At 72.2% G+C, this 17829-nt stretch carries 17 protein-coding genes; 9 read left to right on the top strand and 8 right to left on the bottom strand.

From position 1 onward, the window contains the following. The first annotated feature begins 83 nt into the window (after positions 1–83). Positions 84–1478 (top strand): exodeoxyribonuclease VII large subunit, encoded by a 1395-nt coding sequence (gene xseA / locus DEU31_RS04780; RefSeq protein WP_133676074.1) that lies wholly within the window; start codon positions 84–86, stop codon positions 1476–1478. Beyond that, positions 1475–1801, top strand: a complete 327-nt coding sequence (locus DEU31_RS04775) for an exodeoxyribonuclease VII small subunit (RefSeq protein ID WP_133676072.1) — start codon at positions 1475–1477, stop codon at positions 1799–1801. The genes xseA and DEU31_RS04775 overlap by 4 nt, the downstream gene beginning before the upstream one ends. A 7-nt stretch (positions 1802–1808) precedes the next feature. Here DEU31_RS04775 and DEU31_RS04770 read toward each other — a convergent pair whose 3' ends face one another. Then, positions 1809–2579: a DUF4245 family protein gene (locus DEU31_RS04770; RefSeq protein WP_243733717.1), complete on the bottom strand. Its 771-nt coding sequence runs from the start codon at positions 2577–2579 to the stop codon at positions 1809–1811. Positions 2580–2691: 112 nt separating this feature from the next. Here DEU31_RS04770 and DEU31_RS04765 point away from each other — a divergent pair, with 112 nt between their 5' ends. After that, positions 2692–3603, top strand: coding sequence for a carbohydrate kinase (locus tag DEU31_RS04765; RefSeq protein ID WP_133676068.1), 912 nt, complete (start codon positions 2692–2694; stop codon positions 3601–3603). A 126-nt stretch (positions 3604–3729) separates the two neighbouring features. Continuing rightward, entirely contained in the window at positions 3730–5145 is a 1416-nt protein-coding gene (locus DEU31_RS04760) for a class II fumarate hydratase (protein WP_010550253.1), read from the top strand. A 221-nt stretch (positions 5146–5366) separates the two neighbouring features. On the opposite strand, the gene DEU31_RS04755 is transcribed toward DEU31_RS04760, so the two are convergent. From DEU31_RS04755 to DEU31_RS04745, 3 genes are all read right to left on the bottom strand, one after another. Beyond that, the gene (locus DEU31_RS04755; RefSeq protein ID WP_133676066.1) at positions 5367–6200 is read right to left on the bottom strand and encodes a hypothetical protein; all 834 of its coding nucleotides are present in this window, start codon (positions 6198–6200) and stop codon (positions 5367–5369) included. 321 nt (positions 6201–6521) lie between these two features. Further along, positions 6522–7832 carry a PhoH family protein gene (locus tag DEU31_RS04750; RefSeq protein WP_133676352.1) on the bottom strand — a complete coding sequence of 437 codons (1311 nt, stop codon included), beginning with the start codon at positions 7830–7832 and terminating at the stop codon, positions 6522–6524. Positions 7833–8275: 443 nt separating this feature from the next. Next, positions 8276–9034, bottom strand: coding sequence for an isoprenyl transferase (locus tag DEU31_RS04745; RefSeq protein ID WP_126986454.1), 759 nt, complete (start codon positions 9032–9034; stop codon positions 8276–8278). 183 nt (positions 9035–9217) lie between these two features. On the opposite strand from DEU31_RS04745, the gene DEU31_RS04740 reads away from it, so the two are divergent. Then, positions 9218–10105 (top strand): hemolysin III family protein, encoded by an 888-nt coding sequence (locus DEU31_RS04740; RefSeq protein ID WP_133676064.1) that lies wholly within the window; start codon positions 9218–9220, stop codon positions 10103–10105. Between the two features lie 28 nt (positions 10106–10133). On the opposite strand, the gene DEU31_RS04735 is transcribed toward DEU31_RS04740, so the two are convergent. Together DEU31_RS04735 and mca are read right to left on the bottom strand one after the other, a co-directional pair. After that, positions 10134–10616 (bottom strand): hypothetical protein, encoded by a 483-nt coding sequence (locus DEU31_RS04735; protein ID WP_243733716.1) that lies wholly within the window; start codon positions 10614–10616, stop codon positions 10134–10136. Continuing rightward, entirely contained in the window at positions 10613–11524 is a 912-nt protein-coding gene (mca, locus tag DEU31_RS04730; protein WP_053917933.1) for a mycothiol conjugate amidase Mca, read from the bottom strand. Before mca ends, DEU31_RS04735 begins: the two co-directional genes overlap by 4 nt. Positions 11525–11742: 218 nt before the next feature. Between mca and DEU31_RS04725 the strand changes: the two genes are divergently transcribed. Beyond that, the gene (locus tag DEU31_RS04725) at positions 11743–12135 is read left to right on the top strand and encodes a DUF4307 domain-containing protein (RefSeq protein WP_133676062.1); all 393 of its coding nucleotides are present in this window, start codon (positions 11743–11745) and stop codon (positions 12133–12135) included. Between the two features lie 223 nt (positions 12136–12358). Beyond that, on the top strand, positions 12359–12850 hold the full coding sequence (greA, locus tag DEU31_RS04720; RefSeq protein ID WP_010550261.1) for a transcription elongation factor GreA: 492 nt from the start codon (positions 12359–12361) through the stop codon (positions 12848–12850). 97 nt (positions 12851–12947) lie between these two features. On the opposite strand, the gene DEU31_RS04715 is transcribed toward greA, so the two are convergent. Further along, positions 12948–14438, bottom strand: coding sequence for an AI-2E family transporter (locus DEU31_RS04715; protein ID WP_133676060.1), 1491 nt, complete (start codon positions 14436–14438; stop codon positions 12948–12950). A gap of 202 nt (positions 14439–14640) precedes the next feature. On the opposite strand from DEU31_RS04715, the gene DEU31_RS04710 reads away from it, so the two are divergent. Together DEU31_RS04710 and DEU31_RS04705 are read left to right on the top strand one after the other, a co-directional pair. Continuing rightward, positions 14641–15561, top strand: coding sequence for an ABC transporter ATP-binding protein (locus tag DEU31_RS04710; protein ID WP_133676058.1), 921 nt, complete (start codon positions 14641–14643; stop codon positions 15559–15561). Then, positions 15546–17258 (top strand): hypothetical protein, encoded by a 1713-nt coding sequence (locus DEU31_RS04705; RefSeq protein ID WP_133676056.1) that lies wholly within the window; start codon positions 15546–15548, stop codon positions 17256–17258. Before DEU31_RS04710 ends, DEU31_RS04705 begins: the two co-directional genes overlap by 16 nt. A gap of 36 nt (positions 17259–17294) precedes the next feature. Here the strand turns inward: DEU31_RS04705 and DEU31_RS04700 are convergent, their stop codons facing one another. Further along, positions 17295–17828: a GNAT family N-acetyltransferase gene (locus DEU31_RS04700; protein WP_133676054.1), complete on the bottom strand. Its 534-nt coding sequence runs from the start codon at positions 17826–17828 to the stop codon at positions 17295–17297. Position 17829 lies beyond the last annotated feature (1 nt).

Genomic DNA, 17829 nt, shown 5'->3' with positions numbered 1-17829 from the left:
CCAACCCTCCACAGGACGGGGACATCCACAGCGGGCGCCGCCCGGTCCGCGCGATGTCGGCCAGTCGTGGAAGAGTGGACCCCATGACGCAGACGACCCCCGATCCGGGCGGGGCGGGCGAGGGCGCCGAGGTGACCGGCGCCCCGGCCGCCGGGGCCCGCCCGCCGCTCGCCGCGACCGCCGCGCAGACCACGGCGGAGAACCCGTGGCCGCTGCGGCAGCTGTCCGTGAAGGTCGGCGAGTACGTGGCGCGCATGTCCCCCCTGTGGGTCGAGGGCGAGATCGTGCAGCTGAACCGTCGGCCGGGCGCGGGGCTGAGCTTCATGACCCTGCGCGACATCGACGTGGACATGTCCTTCTCGGTGCCGGTGCGCGAGCACGTTCTGCGCGCCCTGCCGGTCGAGCCGGTGCCCGGCGCGCGCGTGGTCGTGCACGCCAGGCCCACCTTCTGGACCAAGCGCGGCAGCCTCCAGCTCGAGGCCGACGACATCCGCCCCGTCGGGCTCGGCGAGCTGCTGGCCCGGCTCGAGCAGCTCAAGCGCGTCCTCGCCGCGGAGGGTCTGTTCGCCGCCGCGCGGAAGAAGCCGCTTCCCTTCCTGCCGCGCGTGGTGGGGCTGATCTGCGGGCGGGAGTCCGCGGCGGAGCGCGACGTGGTCGTCAACGCCCGTCGGCGCTGGCCCGCCGTGCAGTTCGAGATCCGGGAGGTCGCGGTGCAGGGGACGAAGGCGGTGCGGGAGGTCTCCGCCGCGCTGAAGGAGCTCGATGCCCGCGAGGACGTGGACGTCATCATCATCTCGCGCGGCGGAGGCTCCCTCGAGGACCTGCTCCCCTTCTCCGACGAGCAGCTCACCCGCCTGGTCGCGGGGGCCGACACCCCGATCGTCTCCGCGATCGGACACGAGGTGGACACCCCGCTGATCGACCTCGCCGCCGACGTCCGCGCCTCCACCCCCACCGATGCCGCCAAGCGCGTCGTGCCCGACATCCAGGCCGAGCTCGAGCAGCTGGACCTGGGCCGCACGCGTCTGCGCGCCGCGATCCGCGCCCGCATCGAGCGGGAGCAGTCGGGGCTGGACGCCATGCGCTCGCGGCCCGTGCTCGAGAACCCCTCGAGCATCCTCGCCGGCCGCGCCGACGAGATCCGCTCCCGCATCTCGCTGGCCCGCACCCTGATCGGCTCGCGCCTGGACCGGGCGGCCGACGAGGTCTCCCACCTCGGCAGGCAGGTGCGGGCCCTGAGCCCGCTGGCTACCCTCGAGCGCGGCTACGCCGTGGTGCAGACGGCCGACGGCACGATCATCCGCGCCCCCGAGCAGAGCGAGGTCGGCGAGGCGCTGTCGGTGCGGGTCGCCGGCGGCCGCTTCGGCGCCCTGCACGTGGACACCGACCCCTACAGCCCGCCTGCCCCGCAGGCACCGACCGACGACCGGGCCCGCCCCGAGCAGGGCCGGACCGAGAACGACGAGGAGACCGCATGAGCACGCCCGATGCCCCGGAGAACGAACTGACTGCCGACGAAGGCGCTCCCGGCACCCCGGGCACCGCGCCCGTCACCCCTGCCGGGGACGAGAAGGCCCTTCCCGCCGATATCGCCGAGCTGTCCTACGAGGCGGCCCGTGACCAGCTCGTCGAGGTGGTGCGCCGCCTCGAGTCCGGGCAGGGCGGGCTCGAGGACTCGATCGCGCTGTGGGAGCGCGGCGAGATGCTCGCGCGTCGCTGCCAGCAGTGGCTGGACGGGGCCCGCGAGCGGCTCGAGGACGCCGTGGCCGCGCGGCGCGAGGAGGACGGCGCCGAGCGCTGAGCGGCCGTCAGCCGATCGCGGCGAGCGCCTCGTCCATGAGCTGCTCGAGCTCGGCCTGATCGGCCGCGCCGTGGACGAGGATCCCGAAGCCCTCGCCCTGGCAGGCGATGCCGGTCTGCTCCGCGTCGTCCCCGCCGCCGAGCACCTGGCACTCGGCGCCCCGAAGGCTGGTCTCCTCGGTGACGGCCGCGCCGGGCATCTCGGCCGACAGCAGCGACGCGCTGACCTCGGCGTCCTCGGCCAGGGTCACGAGATCCCCGCCGGGCGCCGTGTACTGCACGGTCCAGCGCGGGCTCTGCCCGTCGGTGAAGCGCGCCGAGCGCACCTGCCAGTCCTCGCCGGTCGCGGGCACGGCGACGGGGAAGTCGGCCACGTCCTGGGCGCGCTCCGCGGTCGCGGCGATGTCCACCTCGGAGTTCTCCAGCGGCTCGCGCTCGAGGTCGCTGCCCACCCCGAAGAAGCCCACCGCCAGCACGATCACCACGAGCATGGTCAGCACGATTGCCCAGACGATGTTGCGCAGCACCGTGTTCTGCTTGGTCGGCAGCTGGTACGCGGACCTCGGCCGCTCGACGGGCAGCTCGTCAGCGCCGGTCACCTCGGCCTGCGTGCCGACGGCCCCGGCCCCCGCGCCGTCGGACCCAGCGCTCGCTGCCGCTGCGCCGCCGGCCCCCGTGCGACCCGCGCCCTCGCTGTCGGCCCCCGTGCGGACAGGGCCGCCCTCACCGCCGGCGGGGCTCGCGGTGCGGTGGGGGCTCTCGGGCTGGGCATCGTGCATGCGGGCCATTGTCCCCGCCCGCGCCGCCCTCCGCCTCCCGGGGTGATCCGGGCCACGGCGCCCCTCCCCCGCTCATGTCGCCCGCGCCCTGGAAACCTGCGATGATCGAAGCGTGACCGCGAGAATCCTGATCGCCGGAGAAGCCCTCACCGATATCGTCGTCGACGCCGATGGCGCTCGTCGCGAGCACCCCGGCGGCTCCCCCCTGAACGTGGCCGTCGCCCTGTCGCGACTCGGCCACGATGCCCATCTGCTCACCGCGATCGGCGACGACGCTCGAGGCGACGCGATCCGCGCCCACCTCGACGAGTCCGGCGTGCAGCTGACGCCCGCCTCGGTCCGACCCGGCCGCACCTCGACCGCCGAGGCCGTGCTGGATGCGCACGGCGCCGCGACCTACACCTTCGACCTCACCTGGGACCCGGACACCGCCGAGCTGCCCGAGACGCCGGACGCCGTGCACACCTCCTCCATCGCCGCCGTGCTCGAACCGGGGGCCACGACGCTCTCCGCCCTGCTGCGCAGCGCCCGCGGGTCCTCGACGATCAGCTACGACCCCAATGCGCGCCCCACCCTGATGGGCGCGCCGGAGGACGTCCGCGCCAGGATCGAGGAGAACATCGCGCTGTCCGACGTGGTCAAGGCGTCCGACGAGGACGTGGCCTGGCTGTACGGCACCGAGGACGTTGAGGACGTCGCCGCCTCGTGGCGCGATCTCGGCCCCTCCCTGACCGTGCTGACCCGCGGCGGCGACGGCGCGGTCGCGTTCTCCGCCAGCGGGCGCGTGCAGGTCGCGCCGGTGCAGGTCGAGGTGGTCGACACCGTCGGCGCCGGCGACACCTTCTCCGCCGGGATCCTCGACGCGCTGGCCGCCAAGGGCCTGCTCGGCGCCGATCGCCGCGAGATGCTCGCCGCGATCCCGTCGGACGATCTCGCGACCGTGCTCCGACGTGCCGCCGCGCTCTCGGCGATCACCGTCTCGCGCGCCGGCGCGAACCCGCCCTGGAGCCACGAGCTCACCTGACCCGCCCGCCCGGGGCACCGCTGCGCGGGCACGCCGAACCAGCCCGCCTCCCCCTCCACCGGCCCGGGACCACCCGAGGACCGGAGCCGACCACCCGACAGAGAAGACGAACAGGAAGGCCCGTCGATGAACCAGTCCACCCCCGCAGCGCAGCAGAGCGACTACCGCATCGAGCACGACACCATGGGAGAGGTGCGCGTGCCCGTCTCGGCGCTGTACCGCGCCCAGACCCAGCGTGCGGTCGAGAACTTCCCGATCTCCGGGCAGGGCCTCGAGCCCGCGCACATCCACGCTCTCGCCCAGGTCAAGAAGGCCGCCGCCCGTGCGAACAAGGAGCTCGGGGTGCTGGACGGCACCATCGCCGACGCGATCGTCGCCGCGGCCGACGCGGTCATCGCCGGCGAGCACGACGACCAGTTCCCGGTGGACACCTACCAGACCGGCTCGGGTACCAGCTCGAACATGAACATGAACGAGGTCCTGGCGACCCTCGCCACCAGCGCGGGCACCGAGACCCACCCCAACGACCACGTCAACTGCTCCCAGTCCAGCAACGATGTGTTCCCCACCTCCGTGCACGTCGCGGTGACCGCGGGCGTCGTCGAGCACCTGCTGCCCTCCCTCGCCCACCTCGCCGAGGCGCTCGAGAAGAAGGCCGAGGCGTGGAAGGACGTCGTCAAGTCCGGCCGCACCCATCTGATGGACGCCACCCCCGTCACCCTCGGCCAGGAGTTCGGCGGCTACGCGGCCTCGATCCGCTACGGCATCGAGCGCGTCGAGGCGGCGCTGCCCCGCACCGCGGAGGTCCCCCAGGGCGGCACCGCCGTCGGCACCGGTATCAACACCCCGATCGGCTTCCCGCAGAAGGTCATCGCGAACCTCGTCGACCAGACCGGCCTGCCCCTGACCGAGGCGCGCAACCACTTCGAGGCGCAGTCGAACCGCGACGGCCTCGTGGAGATGTCGGGCGCGCTGCGCACCATCGCCGTCTCCCTCACGAAGATCTGCAACGACCTGCGCTGGATGGGCTCCGGCCCCAACACCGGCCTGGGCGAGATCGCGATCCCCGACCTGCAGCCCGGCTCCTCGATCATGCCCGGCAAGGTCAACCCCGTCATCCCCGAGGCGGTGCTGATGGTGTGCGCGAAGATCGTCGGCAACGACGCGGCCATCGCCTGGGGCGGTTCGCAGGGCGCCTTCGAGCTGAACGTGCAGATCCCGCTGATGGGCACGAGCCTGCTGGAGTCGATCCGCCTGCTCGCCAACGCCTCCACGGTGCTGGCCGACAAGACCGTCGACGGGCTCACCGCGAACGAGGAGAAGGCCCGCTTCTACGCCGAGGCCTCCCCCTCGATCGTCACCCCGCTGAACAAGCTGATCGGCTACGAGTCCGCCGCGAAGATCGCCAAGCACGCCGTCGCCGAGCGCATCTCCGTGCGCGAGGCCGTGATCGCGCTGGGCTTCGTCGAGCGCGGCGAGCTCACCGAGGAGCAGCTCGACAGCGCACTGGACGTCCTCTCGATGACCGCGCCGAAGGCCTGATCGGCCGCCGGGTCGGCCCACCGGCTGACGCCCCGTTCGACACCGGAACCCGGTCCCGCCTCTCCGGCGGGGCCGGGTTCCGCGCCTCGGCACGGGCCGCCACCGTAGGCCCAGGACAGCCGCCGGTGACGGGACTGTGGTGACGCGTCGTGGCTATATCGCCACGATGCGTCGTATTCGTCCCGTCCCGTCATCCCGACAGAGCCATGTCACTGGCGCACTCACCCCGCTGCCCGCACCGGGAGCAGACGGCGATGATCACGCCGACGGAGCATCTCCAACAGCATCGCGGACGTCCTCGACCAATCCAGGAAGACCTGTTCCCAGGTCAGACGGGTGACCCGATAGCCGCGCGAGGAGAGCGTCAGGCCGCGCCGCCGGTCCTCCCGGTACTGCGTGGGGTCGTCGTGGAATCGCCGGCTGTCGCATTCGATCACCCAGTTCGTGCCGATAAGCAGATCCACCCTGACGTCTGGGAGCAGCTGCGCCTGGCTGCGCACCCGCACCCGGCGCTCCTCGAGCCACCATCGAACAGCGGTCTCGGTCCCGGGCTGCGCGTCGGCACGTACGCGTGCCAGAGGTTGTCGCTTCCGCTGAGGCAGTCCTGCGAGAAGGCGGTCCAGGTCTTTCATGCTGAGGCATCGCTTGTTCAGCGCGGACTCGATGAGGATCGCCGCGTTCACCGTGGACTGACAGCGCACCGCGTGATCGAGGGTGCGGACGATGTCGGGGACAGGGTCTTGACTGCCCCAGCGACGGAGGCTCGGCGCGTACAGGATCAGAGGATGCGTCGCAGGGGCCGGATGCCCTGCTCCTAAGTCGGGGATCGGCACAAGCTCGCCCGACCCCGCGTCACGCCGGCGCCTGATCTGCGCCAGGCGAGGAGCATCAGGTGGAGCTTCGACCCTCCGTGGCCGGTAAGCGTGAACACCCACTGCCATCGGGATCCACAGACCATGCAGCGCGGCTGCGTCGAGACAGGTCGGTCGGACCCCGAGCTCCAGCAGGGCGAGAAGGTCCTCCGGTGCTTCCTCCGTCACGTACCACTGGTCCACGGAGCGGATCTTCCCGCTGCGCAGGAGAGCACGGCGCCGATCGGGATCGGGCTCGACCTCCGCCAGCCCCTTCCTGTGCACGACTCCTCGAACCCCCATGCGGAGATCCCAGCATGTCTGCGGAACGGTCCGTTGGAGTCGCCGGCTCTGTGGAGAAGTCACCGCTGGGGAGGAGACGTCGTCATCGCCCCTGAGCTCGGACGGGACGGTGGTGACACGACGTGGCCATATGGCCAGAGCGTGTCACCACCGTCCCGTCCGGTGCAGTGCCGACCCCACCCGGCCGTCCGGGCAGCGCTTCTTCGTCCCGTGCCCCGCCCCTCAGGGGATCGGCTCGTCCAGCACGTGGGTGACCAGCTCCGCGACCTTCGACCGCTCGGAGCGCTGCAGGGTGATGTGCGCGAAGAGCTCCTTCTCCTTGAGCGCCTCCACCACGGAGGCGATCCCGTCGTAGCGGCCGATGCGGAGGTTGTCGCGCTGGGCGATGTCGTGGGTGAGCACCACGCGGGAGTTCTGGCCGATGCGGGAGAGCATGGTCAGCAGCACGTTGCGCTCGAGGGACTGGGCCTCGTCGACGATCACGAAGGCGTCGTGGAGGGAGCGACCGCGGATGTGGGTCAGCGGGAGCACCTCGAGCATGCCGCGGGAGAGCACCTCGTCGATGACGTTCTGGGACACCATCGAGCCGAGGGTGTCGAACACGGCCTGCCCCCAGGGGCCCATCTTCTCGCTCTGGTCGCCGGGGAGATAGCCGAGCTCCTGCCCGCCGACCGCGAACAGGGGACGGAACACCATGATCTTCCGCTGGGTGCGGCGCTCGAGCACGGCCTCGAGACCCGCGCAGAGGGCGAGGGCGCTCTTGCCGGTGCCGGCGCGGCCGCCGAGGGAGACGATGCCGATGGACTCGTCCTGGAGCAGGTCGATCGCGACGCGCTGCTCCGCGGAGCGGCCGGCGACCCCGAACACGGTCTGGTCCCCTTGCACGAGCCGCACCTGCTTGTCGCGGGTGACGCGGCCCAGCGCCGAGCCGCGCGGGCTCGTGAGCGTCAGGCCCGTGTGCACCGGGTGGTGGGCGATCTCGGGCACCTCGACGACCTGGCCGTCGTAGAGGTCGGTCATGGTCTGCTCGTCCACGGAGGTGGTGACCATACCGGTGTAGCCGCGGTCGCGGGCGAGCTCGGCCCGGTACTCCTCGGCGTGGATGCCGGAGGCGCTGGCCTTGATCCGCATCGGCAGGTCCTTCGACACCAGCACGACGTTCTTGCCCTCGAGCTGGAGGTTCTTCGCGACGGCGAGGATGCGGGTGTCGTTGTCGCCGAGGCGGAAGCCGTCGGGCAGCGAGGCGGTGCTCATGTGGTTCAGCTCGACGTGCACGTGGCCGCCGTCCTTGCCGATCGGGAGCGGCACGGAGAGGTTCCCGTGAAGCTCGCGCAGGTCGTCGAGGATGCGCAGCGCCTGCCTCGCGAAGTAGCCGAGGTCGGGGTGGTGGCGCTTGGCCTCGAGCTCGGTGACCACGACGATCGGCAGCACGATGTCGTGCTCGGCGAAGCGGTGCAGCGAGAGCGGGTCCGAGAGCAGCACCGAGGTGTCCAGCACGTAGGTGATCACGCCCGTCTCGATCTCGGCGAGCATCTGCTGGGCGGCGCCGGGCCGGAGCGAGGGGACCACGGGGGCGCCGTCGGGGTTCGCGGCGCCGATCACCGCCGTCCCGCCGTCCGGTCCGGGCGAGAAGCTGCCGCCGAAGGCGGTCGTCGTCTCGCGGGCAGTGGTCGTCTCGTCCATGGGAGCCTCCCGGAATCTCGCGGATGCCTGGACCTTAGCCCTCGGTGCACCCGCCGCCGGGCGAGTCCCGCGGGCGGCGGACACGACGTTCACCCGATCGTCATCGGGAGTTCTGCGGGCTCCCGATGAGGGCCAGTGTGCCACCGCTCACAGCGCGATGCGGGGAGGGCGCGGGCGGGTGCGTCGCGCTCAAGGCGGCCGACGAGGACCACCTAGCCGGGTCGACGCCCTCGGCCGACACCGCCGACGGGCCGACGCGCGGACGGGCCGACGAGGCGCCAGGGCCGACGGCCTCAGGCGCCGTACCGGCGCTCGCGTCGGCAGAAGTCGCGCAGGGCGCGCAGCAGGTCGATACGGCGGAACCCGGGCCAGTAGGTCTCGCAGAACCAGTACTCGGAATGCACCGACTGCCAGAGCAGGAAGCCGGAGAGGCGCTGCTCGCCGGAGGTGCGGATGATGAGGTCGGGGTCGGGCTGACCGCGCGTGTAGAGGTGCTCGGCGATCGCGCCGACGCTGATCCCCTCGGCGATCTCCTCGATGCCCTTCCCCTGCGCGCCGAGGTCCCGCACCAGCTCACGCACCGCGTGGACGATCTCCTCGCGGCCGCCGTAGCCGATCGCGACGTTGACGGTCAGGCGGGCCTCGGGCGAGGTCTCCTGCTGCAGGCGGGCGATCCCCTCCCGCATCTCCTCGGGGAGGGAGTCGGCGCTGCCGGTCAGGCGCACGCAGTAGCCGGCGTCGGTGATCTGCTCGATGGTGGAGGTGATGATCTCGTACAGGGCCACGAGCTCCTCCGGCGGGCGCCGGAGGTTGTCGGTGGAGAGCATCCACACGGTGACCAGCGGGATGCCGAGGTCCTCGCACCAGGAGAGGAACTCGACGATCTTCGCGGCGCCGGCGCGATGACCCTGGGCGGTGGACTCCCCCGCGGCCTTCGCCCAGCGGCGGTTCCCGTCGACGATCACGCCGAGGTGCTGCGGGAGGTCGAAGGACTCGAGCTCCTTGGACAGCCTGCGCTCGTACACGCGGTACAGCAGCCCGTCGCCGGCCATGCGCGCCTCCGTCCCCTCGTCGTGCCCGCCCGGCACCTCCGCCCCGGGTGCGCGCCGGGTGCGGCGCGCTCCGTCCATTATCGACGACCGCGGGAGCGCCGCCCGACGATCGGTGGGAATCCGCACGAGACGGTCACAGCACCCCCATATCGAACCTACGGTTGCGTAGGTTACGGTGTGCCCATGACCCCCGGACCCCATGACGAGGCCGCCGCGAGAGCCTCCGGCCCCACACCGCGCGCCGCCGACGAGTCCCCCGCCACCCCCGGCGGCGCCCCGACGCTCCAGGACCCCGCGCCGCGCGAGATCGCCGAGGCCGTGGCCGGCAGCGGCGGCACCACCGAGCTGCGCGACGAGGACCTGCCCACAGCGGAGAACTTCCCCTTCGCGCCCCGCACCCTGACCCGGGCGATGGCACGCCGCGCCACCCAGCTCGGCCTCCAGCTGCCCAAGCCGCGTCTGCGCGGGATGCTGCACCTGATCGCCTTCCCGACCACGCTCGTGCTCGGGCTGCTGCTGGTCGCCGTCGGCCAGACCCTCACGATCCGCCTGGCCTGCGCGGTCTTCGTGCTGACGGCCGGGATGCTGTTCGGGATCAGCGCGGTCTACCACCGCGGCACCTGGTCCCCGCAGCGCGCGATCATCCTGCGCCGCTTCGACCACGCGAACATCTTCCTGATCATCGCAGGCACCTACACCCCGATCGCCGCGGCGCTGCTGGCCCCGCGCCAGGCGCTCACGCTGCTCGCGATCGCCTGGGGCGGCGCGCTGGTCGGGGTGTGCTTCCGGATCTTCTGGACCGGTGCGCCGCGCTGGCTGTACGTCCCCGCCTATGTCGCCCTCGGCTGGGTGGCCGTGTTCTACATGCCGCAGCTGCACGCGGGCGGCGGCTGGCCGGTGGTGATCCTGCTGCTCCTGGGCGGACTCGCCTACACGGCGGGCGCGGTGATGTACGCGCTGAAGCGGCCGAACCCCTCCCCCGCCTGGTTCGGCTTCCACGAGATCTTCCACGCGGGCACCCTGATCGGCTTCGGCTGCCACTTCGCCGCCGTCGCCGCGGCGGTGCTCTGAGGAGAGCCGCTCCCCGGGCGGCGTGCGCTCAGCGGCGCTCGTCGCCCTCCTGCGCATCCTCCGAGGGGTCCGAGACTTCCGTCGGTCCCGCAGGATCCGTCGGCTCCGCGGAGCCCGCGGGCTCCCCGTCCGGCGCGGCGTCCGCGCCGTCGGCCTGCGCCTCCTCTGCACCCTCGCCGTCGGCGGTCCCTCGGTAGGCGGCGTCACCCGCGGCCTTCTCGCGCCCGGCCGCCTCGGCATCGACCGCCTCGGCCTCGGCCTCCTCGCGCTCGAGCTGCGCCTGGCGCTCCTCGACCCGAGCCCTGGCCTGCACCCGTCGGACGCGCCGCGTCATGTCGATCAGGAGCAGCACGACGACCACCGCGAGCACGAAGGTCGCGAGGAAGCCGGGCAGACCCGGGGAGACGGTGACGGAGTTGAACTCCTCGCCGTCCGACGGGCTCGGCGCGGCCTGGAGCACGGCGCCGAGGGCCGGGAGCACGCCCGCCCCACCGAGACCTGCCCCGATCACGGGCGGGCCTCCACGGTCTCGTGGCGGAGCCCGGCGAACAGGTCCCGCTCAGGCAGCTTCACGCCGATCCGGGAGATGTGCAGCTCGTAGTCCTCGGTGCCCCAGGCCGCGATCTCCGCGTCGTGCGCGATGCGGAAGAAGGGCCCCTCGGGGTCGACCTGGGTGGCGTGGGCGCGCAGCGCGTCATCGCGGATCCCGAGATAGTCGCGCACGTCGATGCGCGTGGTGAGCAGCCGGTCGTGGCTCTCGTCGTAGTGCTGGAGCATCTGGTCGAGCTCCTCGTTGGGGGTGCCCTCCGCGCGCAGGTGACGGCTCACGGCGGCGAAGCGCTGACGGTGGAAGCCGTTGATGTAGTACAGCTTCGCGATCTCCCAGGGCTCGCCGAGCTCGGGCGCGAAGTCCGGGTCCGCGGCGAGGTCGAAGGCCGCCACGGAGATGCGGTTGACCTGGATGTGGTCGGGGTGCGGGTAGCCGCCGTTCTCGTCATAGGTGGTCATCACGTGCGGGCGCAGTCGGCGCACCGCCTCGACCAGCGGACGGACCGCCTCCTCGACGGGGAGGGTCGCGAAGCTCCCGGCCGGCAGCGGCGGCAGCGGGTCCCCCTCAGGCAGTCCCGAGTCGACGAAGCCGAGCCACTCGTGGTCCACGCCCAGGATCTCCTTCGCCCGCTCCATCTCACGGCGGCGGATCCCGGGCAGGCTCTCGGGGGTGATCCCCGGATCGTCGCGGAGGCGGGGGTTCAGCACGTCGCCGCGCTCTCCGCCGGTCGCGGTGAGCACCGTGACCTGCACTCCCTCGCGTGCGTAGCGTGCGGTCGACCCGGCACCCTTGGACGACTCGTCGTCGGGGTGCGCATGGACGGCCACCATCCGCAGGGGCTCATCGGGGGCGGGCAGCTGGACGGTCACGGGACTCCTCGGAGACGACGGGCGGGGCACTGCCCCGGTGCGGTTCACGCGCGCGACCGACACGGTCCGCGACACCTGCACCAGCGCCCGATCGTACGCCACCCCTCCGGGAGCGAGCAGGGCGCGGGCCGCCTCCTCGCCTCGGACGTGACCGGTCCCTCGCTCCCTCCACCCGGCCTTCCGGGCCGCTCCCGGGGAGGGTCTGGGAGACTGGGCGCATGGACGATGCCGAGGACCTCCACCGCCAGCGCTACGGCGGACCGCTCGTCTCCCCCCGCACCGCGAAGATCCTGGTCGCCGTCGCCGGCGCGGTGTTCGTCGCGATCGTGATCGTGGTGGGGCTCTTCGTCGCGCGCGAGGAGGTCCGCTACGACGTCCTGGCCTATGACCATCTCGCCGCGGACCGCATCGGCGTGGACTTCGTGGTGACGATGGCGCCCGGCACCGAGGCGACCTGCAGGATCCAGGCGATGAACGAGGGGCGCGCACAGGTCGGCTTCGTCGAGACCACGATCCCGGCGCAGACCGAGCGCCGCACCGCGCACCACGTCGAGATCTCCACCCAGGGCGAGGCGGTCTCCGCCGAGGTCGTCGGCTGCACCGTCGGCTGACCCCGCTGCCGACCGGAGGACCATTCCCGCGGATTTCACGGTGCGCGTAAAACGTCCACCGGTCCCGGGAAATGCTCAGGGCGCCGTGTAATGTTGCCCGGAACCGGCGAACCACCGGTCATCATCACCCGCACACGGGGCGCATGAGGACATGTGCCCCGTGATTCGCGTATTGGGGGTCTTCGTCCCCGTGCGCTTCACCGAGGACGACAGGAGTGAACCCATGAGCAGCCAGCCGAATGGCGCCTGGCTCACCCAGGACGCGTACGACCGCCTGGCCAAGGAGCTCGCCGAGCTCGAGGGCCCGGGCCGCACCGAGATCGCCGAGCGCATCGCCGCGGCTCGCGACGAGGGCGACCTCAAGGAGAACGGCGGCTATCACGCCGCCCGCGAGGAGCAGGGCAAGATGGAGGCGCGCATCGCGGACCTCCAGCGACTGCTGAAGAACGCCGTGGTCGGGGAGTCCCCGAAGGACGACGGCGTCGTCGAGCCTGGCATGGTCGTGGCCATCTCGATGGCCGGCAAGGAGCGCACCTTCCTGCTGGGCAACCGCGAGATCGCCGACGGCGACGACGACCTGGAGGTCTACTCCATCGAGTCGCCGCTGGGCAGCGCGATCCACGGCTCGAAGGTCGGCGACACCGTCGACTACACCGCGCCGACCGGGAAGTCCTTCCCGATCGAGATCCTCCGCGCCAAGCCGTACTCGGCCTGAGCCGCGCGCCCCACGGGGCGACCGGGCACTGCCCGGACTGACGAGAGTGCCCCTTCCGGCAGCTGCCGGAAGGGGCTCTCTCGCACTGCGAGCGCGGTCAGTCCCGCTCGTCCTCCGCGCGGTGGCGTGGAGCGGGCTGCTCGGCCGACGTCCCGTCCACCTGGTCGGTCGACGGCTCCCGGGCGGACCTCGCCTGGGTCGCCTCGGCGCCATAGGTGTACGTCGCGTCGGCGTCGCTCGAGTCGGTGGCGTGCGCAGCATCCGCGTCGGCGGCGTGCCCGCCGGTCCCCGTCGGCGACGCGCCGTCCTCCGTCGCGGTCCGGCGCTCGGCGGCGGGGACGGTGCCGAGCATCGCCAGGTCCGCCGAGGAGCCCTCGTCGGCCGACGTCCGCTGCGCCTCGGAGTCCGCGCCGACCTCGGCCAGCTGGTGCGCGGGCACGCCGGCGCCGAGCGCGGCGAAGTGCTCGGCGCCGGCCTTGTCGTGACCGAGCTCGGGGCTCGGGTCGCGGCCCACCACGTACAGCAGCGTCGCGTTGACGAAGGCGATCAGCGGGATCGCGAACAGCGCGCCCGGGATCCCGGCGATCATCGCGCCGAGGGCCACGCCGAGGAACACGCCGAGCGGGTGGATCTCCACGGCCTTGCCCATCAGGAAGGGCTGGAGCACGTTGCCCTCGAGCTGCTGCACGGCGAGCACGACCGCGAGCATGATCAGCGCGCCGACCCAGCCGTTCAGCACCAGCACCAGCAGCACGGCGATCGCGCCGGAGGCGATCGCACCGACCAGCGGGATGAAGCTGAACAGGAACACCAGCAGCCAGATCGGCACCGCGTAGGAGCCCAGGCTCAGCGCGACCATGCCGATCGCGATGCCGGTCGCGTCGACCGCGGCCACCAGCACCTGCGTGCGCACGTAGGCCGACAGCGCCTTCCATCCGCGACGGAACGCCTCGTGGGTGGGCACGCGGGCGGCGGGCGGCAGCAGGCCGACGGACCAGCGCCAGATCCCGCCCCCGCCGTGGAGCACGAAGAACAGCGTGAACAGGGCGACGACGAGCCCGGTGCCGATGTTGCCGAGCGCCGTGGCGGTGGTGACCGCGCCGCTGACCAGCTGGCCCGAGTACTGCTGGAGCTGCTCGAGGCCCTCGTCGAGCGCCGAGTTGATCATCGGGGTGTCGATCTGGAAGGTGCTCTGCACCCACTCCAGCAGCGCCTGGAAGCCCTGCACTGCGCGGCTCTGGATGTCGTCCCACTGGGCGATCAGCTGCCGCCCGGCGAGGGTGAACATCCCCGCGATCACGAGCAGCAGGCCCAGCAGAGCGATCCCGCTGGCCGCGGCACGGCCCAGGAAGGTGTAGCGGGTGAGGATCTTGACCACGGGCTGGAGCAGCGCGGCGAGCAGGATCGCGATGAGCACGGGGATCACGATGGTCGTGACCCGGGTGAGCCCCCACAGCAGCAGCGCGCCGGCGGCGACGATCACGAGCAGTCGCCACGACCATGACGCGGCCCGGCGCACACCGATCGGGATCTCCTGGACCTCGGGGGCGAGACCCGGGTCCCCGGGGGCGGGGCGCAGATTCGACATGGGGCTCCTTCCGTTCGAGCCACGGTGGCTCATCGGCATCCTAGTCACCGCCTCCCTCTCCTCCGGCACTGCCAGCGCCTTCGACGGCGGCTCGATCCCGGTTCGACCGATGCTCTGCCGCGGTCGAGCACCGACGAAGGTCGTGGTCCCGCCCGCCGTGGGAAGGGATCGTCGCGGACGGACCGGCCGATAGCGTGACCCCATGCACAGCAACCCCTCCCTCCCCTCCTCTCCTCCCGTCCCGGGGACCGCCCCGGAGGCGGGAGGGACATCGACGACGCCCCCGGCCCACCCCTCCGGGACCGTCGAGGCGCCCGGCCCCCTCGCCGGTGCCGCCGCACCGGTCTCCGCCGAGGCCTCGGTCCCGAGCTCGACCGCACTGTCGATCCGCGGGCTGCGCAAGTCCTTCTCCGGCACCGAAGTGGTCCATGGACTGTCCCTGGACGTGCCGCAGGGCTCGTTCTACGGGATCGTCGGCCCCAACGGCGCGGGCAAGACCACCACCCTGTCGATGGCGACGGGCCTGCTGCGGCCCGACGACGGCACCGCGCACGTGCTCGGCCACGACATGTGGGCCGAGCCGCAGGCGGCCAAGGCGCGCCTCGGCGTCCTCGCCGACGGGCTGCGCACCTTCGACCGGCTCACCGGACGGGAGCTGCTGACCTACGTCGGCCTGCTCCGGGGGATGGAGCCGGCCGTGGTCGAGGAGCGGATGGAGTCGCTGCTGACCGCGCTCGACCTCGCGGGCGAGGACGGGAAGCTGGTCGTGGACTACTCCGCCGGCATGACCAAGAAGATCCTCCTGGCGAGCGCCCTGCTGCACGCGCCGCGCCTGCTGGTGCTCGACGAGCCGCTCGAGGCCGTCGACCCGGTCTCCGCGCAGGTGATCCGCACGATCCTCACCGCCTATGTGGAGGGCGGCGGCACGGTCGTGCTCTCCAGCCACGTCATGGAGCTGGTCGAGGGGCTGTGCAGCCACGTCGCGATCATCGCCGACGGGCGGCTGATGGCCGACGGCACCCTCGACCAGGTGCGCCAGGGCGGCAGCCTCGTGCAGACCTTCATCGACCTCGTCGGCGGCGGGGACGTCGCGGAGGGGAGCCTGTCGTGGCTGGAGTCCTGAGCACCGAGCACGCACGGACCGCGGCCGCGCAGGACGTGCGCCACGGCGAGATCCGCGGACGCGACCTGGTGCGCCTGCAGCTGAAGCTCAAGTGGACGCTGTGGAAGCGGTCCTACCGCAAGAACGTCGGCAAGATCATCGGCACCTCGATCGGGGCGCTCTACGGCCTGGGCGGCCTGGCCATGCTGGTCTTCCTGTTCCTCGGCACCACGCTGTGGGCCGGGGAGGGAGAGCTGTTCCCGCAGATCGTGCGCGGCCTCGGCGCCGTCACCGTGCTGCTGTGGTTCCTGATCCCCGTCCTCGCCTTCGGGATCGACGACACCCTGGACCCGCGTTCGTTCGCCCTCTTCCCCCGCAGCGCGAGGGAGCTGCAGCCGGGGATGTTCGCGGCGGCCGCGCTGAGCCTGCCGAGCCTCTTCACCCTGCTCGCGATCGCGATCGCCACCGCCTTCGAGCTGCTGTGGCTGGTGCTGTTCGGCCAGGGCGCCGGGTGGGTCGCGCTCGGCGCCCTCGCGCTGATCCCCGCGAACCTCGCCGGCCTCGCGCTGTGCCTGCTGCTGCCGCGGGCCTGGTTCGCGCACTCCGCCGCGCGGGCCTCGAGCCGCAAGGGCCGCGAGCTCGGCGGGATCTTCGGCTTCCTGGCGATGTTCGTGGCGATCTACGCCTTCTCACTCTCCGCCCAGCGCATCGAGGACCTCGACATGCTCTGGGTGCGCGAGCAGCTGCCGCTGGCGACCGAGGTGCTCGCCTGGACGCCGCTCGGTGCGCTGTTCTCCGTGCCGATGGATCTCGCCGAGGGCCGGGTGCTCACGGCGCTGCTGCGCGCCCTGATCGGTGCGGCGACGATCGTGCTGGTCTGGCTGTGGTGGAGGCGCTCGATCGATCTGTCGATGACCTCGGCGCTGACCGGGGACGCCTCCTCGGGCCAGGCGAAGGTCTCCCCGCTCGTGCCGCGCCTCGTGCCCGCCGGTCCCTTCGGCGCCGTGATGGGCAAGTCCCTGCGCTACTGGCGACGGGACACCCGCTATCTCGCCGCCCTCGGCATCTACCCCGTGGTGATCGTTTTCTTCGTGGCGATGGGGTTCATGGTCCCCGAGGCCCGGACGATGATGCTGGGCATGGCCGTGTTCATGTGCGCGATGACGGGGCTGAGCATCTCCAACGAGATCGGCTTCGACGGACCGTCCGGCTGGGTCAACATCGTCGCCGGCGCCCCTACCCGCGCGAACCTGTTGGGCCGCATCGCGGCGATGGCGGTGCTGATGGTGCCCGCGGTCGTGGTGATCACCGTCGCGCTGCCGCTGCTGTACGGACTGCCGGAGCTGATCCCCATGACCGTGCTCGGTTCGCTCGGCGCGATGATCTCCGGCTGGGGCACCTCGATGGTGGTGGGCGTGCTGCTGCCCTACCCGAGCTCTGCCCCGGGCACCAACCCGATGAAGGACAAGTCCGCCTCGAGCTCCAACGCCATGCTCTCGATGGCGATCTCGATGGTGACGGTGTTCGTGCCGATGCTGCCGCCGCTGGGTCTCGGCATCTGGGGCACGATCGCGGGGAACCTGGCGCTGATCACCGGGGCCGGCGTGCTGGCGATCGTGATCGGCGTGGCCGTGCTGCTGATCGGTCTGCGCATCGCGACGGTCCGCCTGGACGCCCGCTACCCGGACATCTTCCAGAAGGTCCGCGACCACGTCTGAGCCGGGCCTGCGGTGCGGGTCGGTGTGCCGAGCGCGTCAGGCCGACGGGCCGCCGGGCGCGCCGAGCGTGCGCTCCATGACGAGGGCATCGATGCGCCGGCCGCGGATCCGGTAGTAGCCGCGTCGTCGGCCGATCTCCCGGTAGCCGGCGGCGGCATAGACGGCGCGGGCGCGGTCGTTGTCCTCGCGCACCTCGAGCAGCATCCGCTCGGCGCCGCCGCGCCGGGCCTGCTCCTCGCACCAGGCGAGCAGGGCGCGGCCGATGCCCTCCCCCTCGCGACGGGTACCGATGGTGTGGAGGTCGGCGAGGTCTCCGGCGAGCATGATCCCGGCATAGCCGAGCAGCGCGCCGCCGCGCGAGGGGAGCGTCCGGCCGTCGGGGCTGCAGACCGGTTCGGCGTCGCCCTCGACCGCGACGACATAACGGCGGTCGGGGTGCTCGACCTCCTCGGCGAGCTGGAAGACGGTCCAGGCCTCGTCGGGGAACAGCTCGAGCTCGGCGAAGGCGATCTCCTCGACGTCCTCGAGGGTCGCCGGGCGCAGGGTCCAGACCCCGTCGGCGGCCGCCACC

The sequence above is a fragment of the Brachybacterium sp. AG952 genome (genome assembly GCF_004362645.1).
GTDB lineage: Bacteria > Actinomycetota > Actinomycetes > Actinomycetales > Dermabacteraceae > Brachybacterium > Brachybacterium conglomeratum.
Note: the sequence above shows the minus strand (reverse complement) of the source record. Positions and strands in the feature narration are given on the sequence as shown.

Bases quoted from the DNA above. Each gene is read 5' to 3' on its own strand.
- DEU31_RS04775 (WP_133676072.1), top strand. From the start codon at position 1,475: ATGAGCACGCCCGATGCCCCGGAGAACGAACTGACTGCCGACGAAGGC.
- DEU31_RS04760 (WP_010550253.1), top strand. From the start codon at position 3,730: ATGAACCAGTCCACCCCCGCAGCGCAGCAGAGCGACTACCGCATCGAG.
- DEU31_RS04715 (WP_133676060.1), bottom strand. From the start codon at position 14,438: ATGTCGAATCTGCGCCCCGCCCCCGGGGACCCGGGTCTCGCCCCCGAG.
- DEU31_RS04725 (WP_133676062.1), top strand. From the start codon at position 11,743: ATGGACGATGCCGAGGACCTCCACCGCCAGCGCTACGGCGGACCGCTC.
- DEU31_RS04740 (WP_133676064.1), top strand. From the start codon at position 9,218: ATGACCCCCGGACCCCATGACGAGGCCGCCGCGAGAGCCTCCGGCCCC.
- DEU31_RS04710 (WP_133676058.1), top strand. From the start codon at position 14,641: ATGCACAGCAACCCCTCCCTCCCCTCCTCTCCTCCCGTCCCGGGGACC.
- xseA (WP_133676074.1), top strand. From the start codon at position 84: ATGACGCAGACGACCCCCGATCCGGGCGGGGCGGGCGAGGGCGCCGAG.
- DEU31_RS04750 (WP_133676352.1), bottom strand. From the start codon at position 7,832: ATGCTCGCCGAGATCGAGACGGGCGTGATCACCTACGTGCTGGACACC.
- DEU31_RS04745 (WP_126986454.1), bottom strand. From the start codon at position 9,034: ATGGCCGGCGACGGGCTGCTGTACCGCGTGTACGAGCGCAGGCTGTCC.
- DEU31_RS04770 (WP_243733717.1), bottom strand. From the start codon at position 2,579: ATGCACGATGCCCAGCCCGAGAGCCCCCACCGCACCGCGAGCCCCGCC.
- greA (WP_010550261.1), top strand. From the start codon at position 12,359: ATGAGCAGCCAGCCGAATGGCGCCTGGCTCACCCAGGACGCGTACGAC.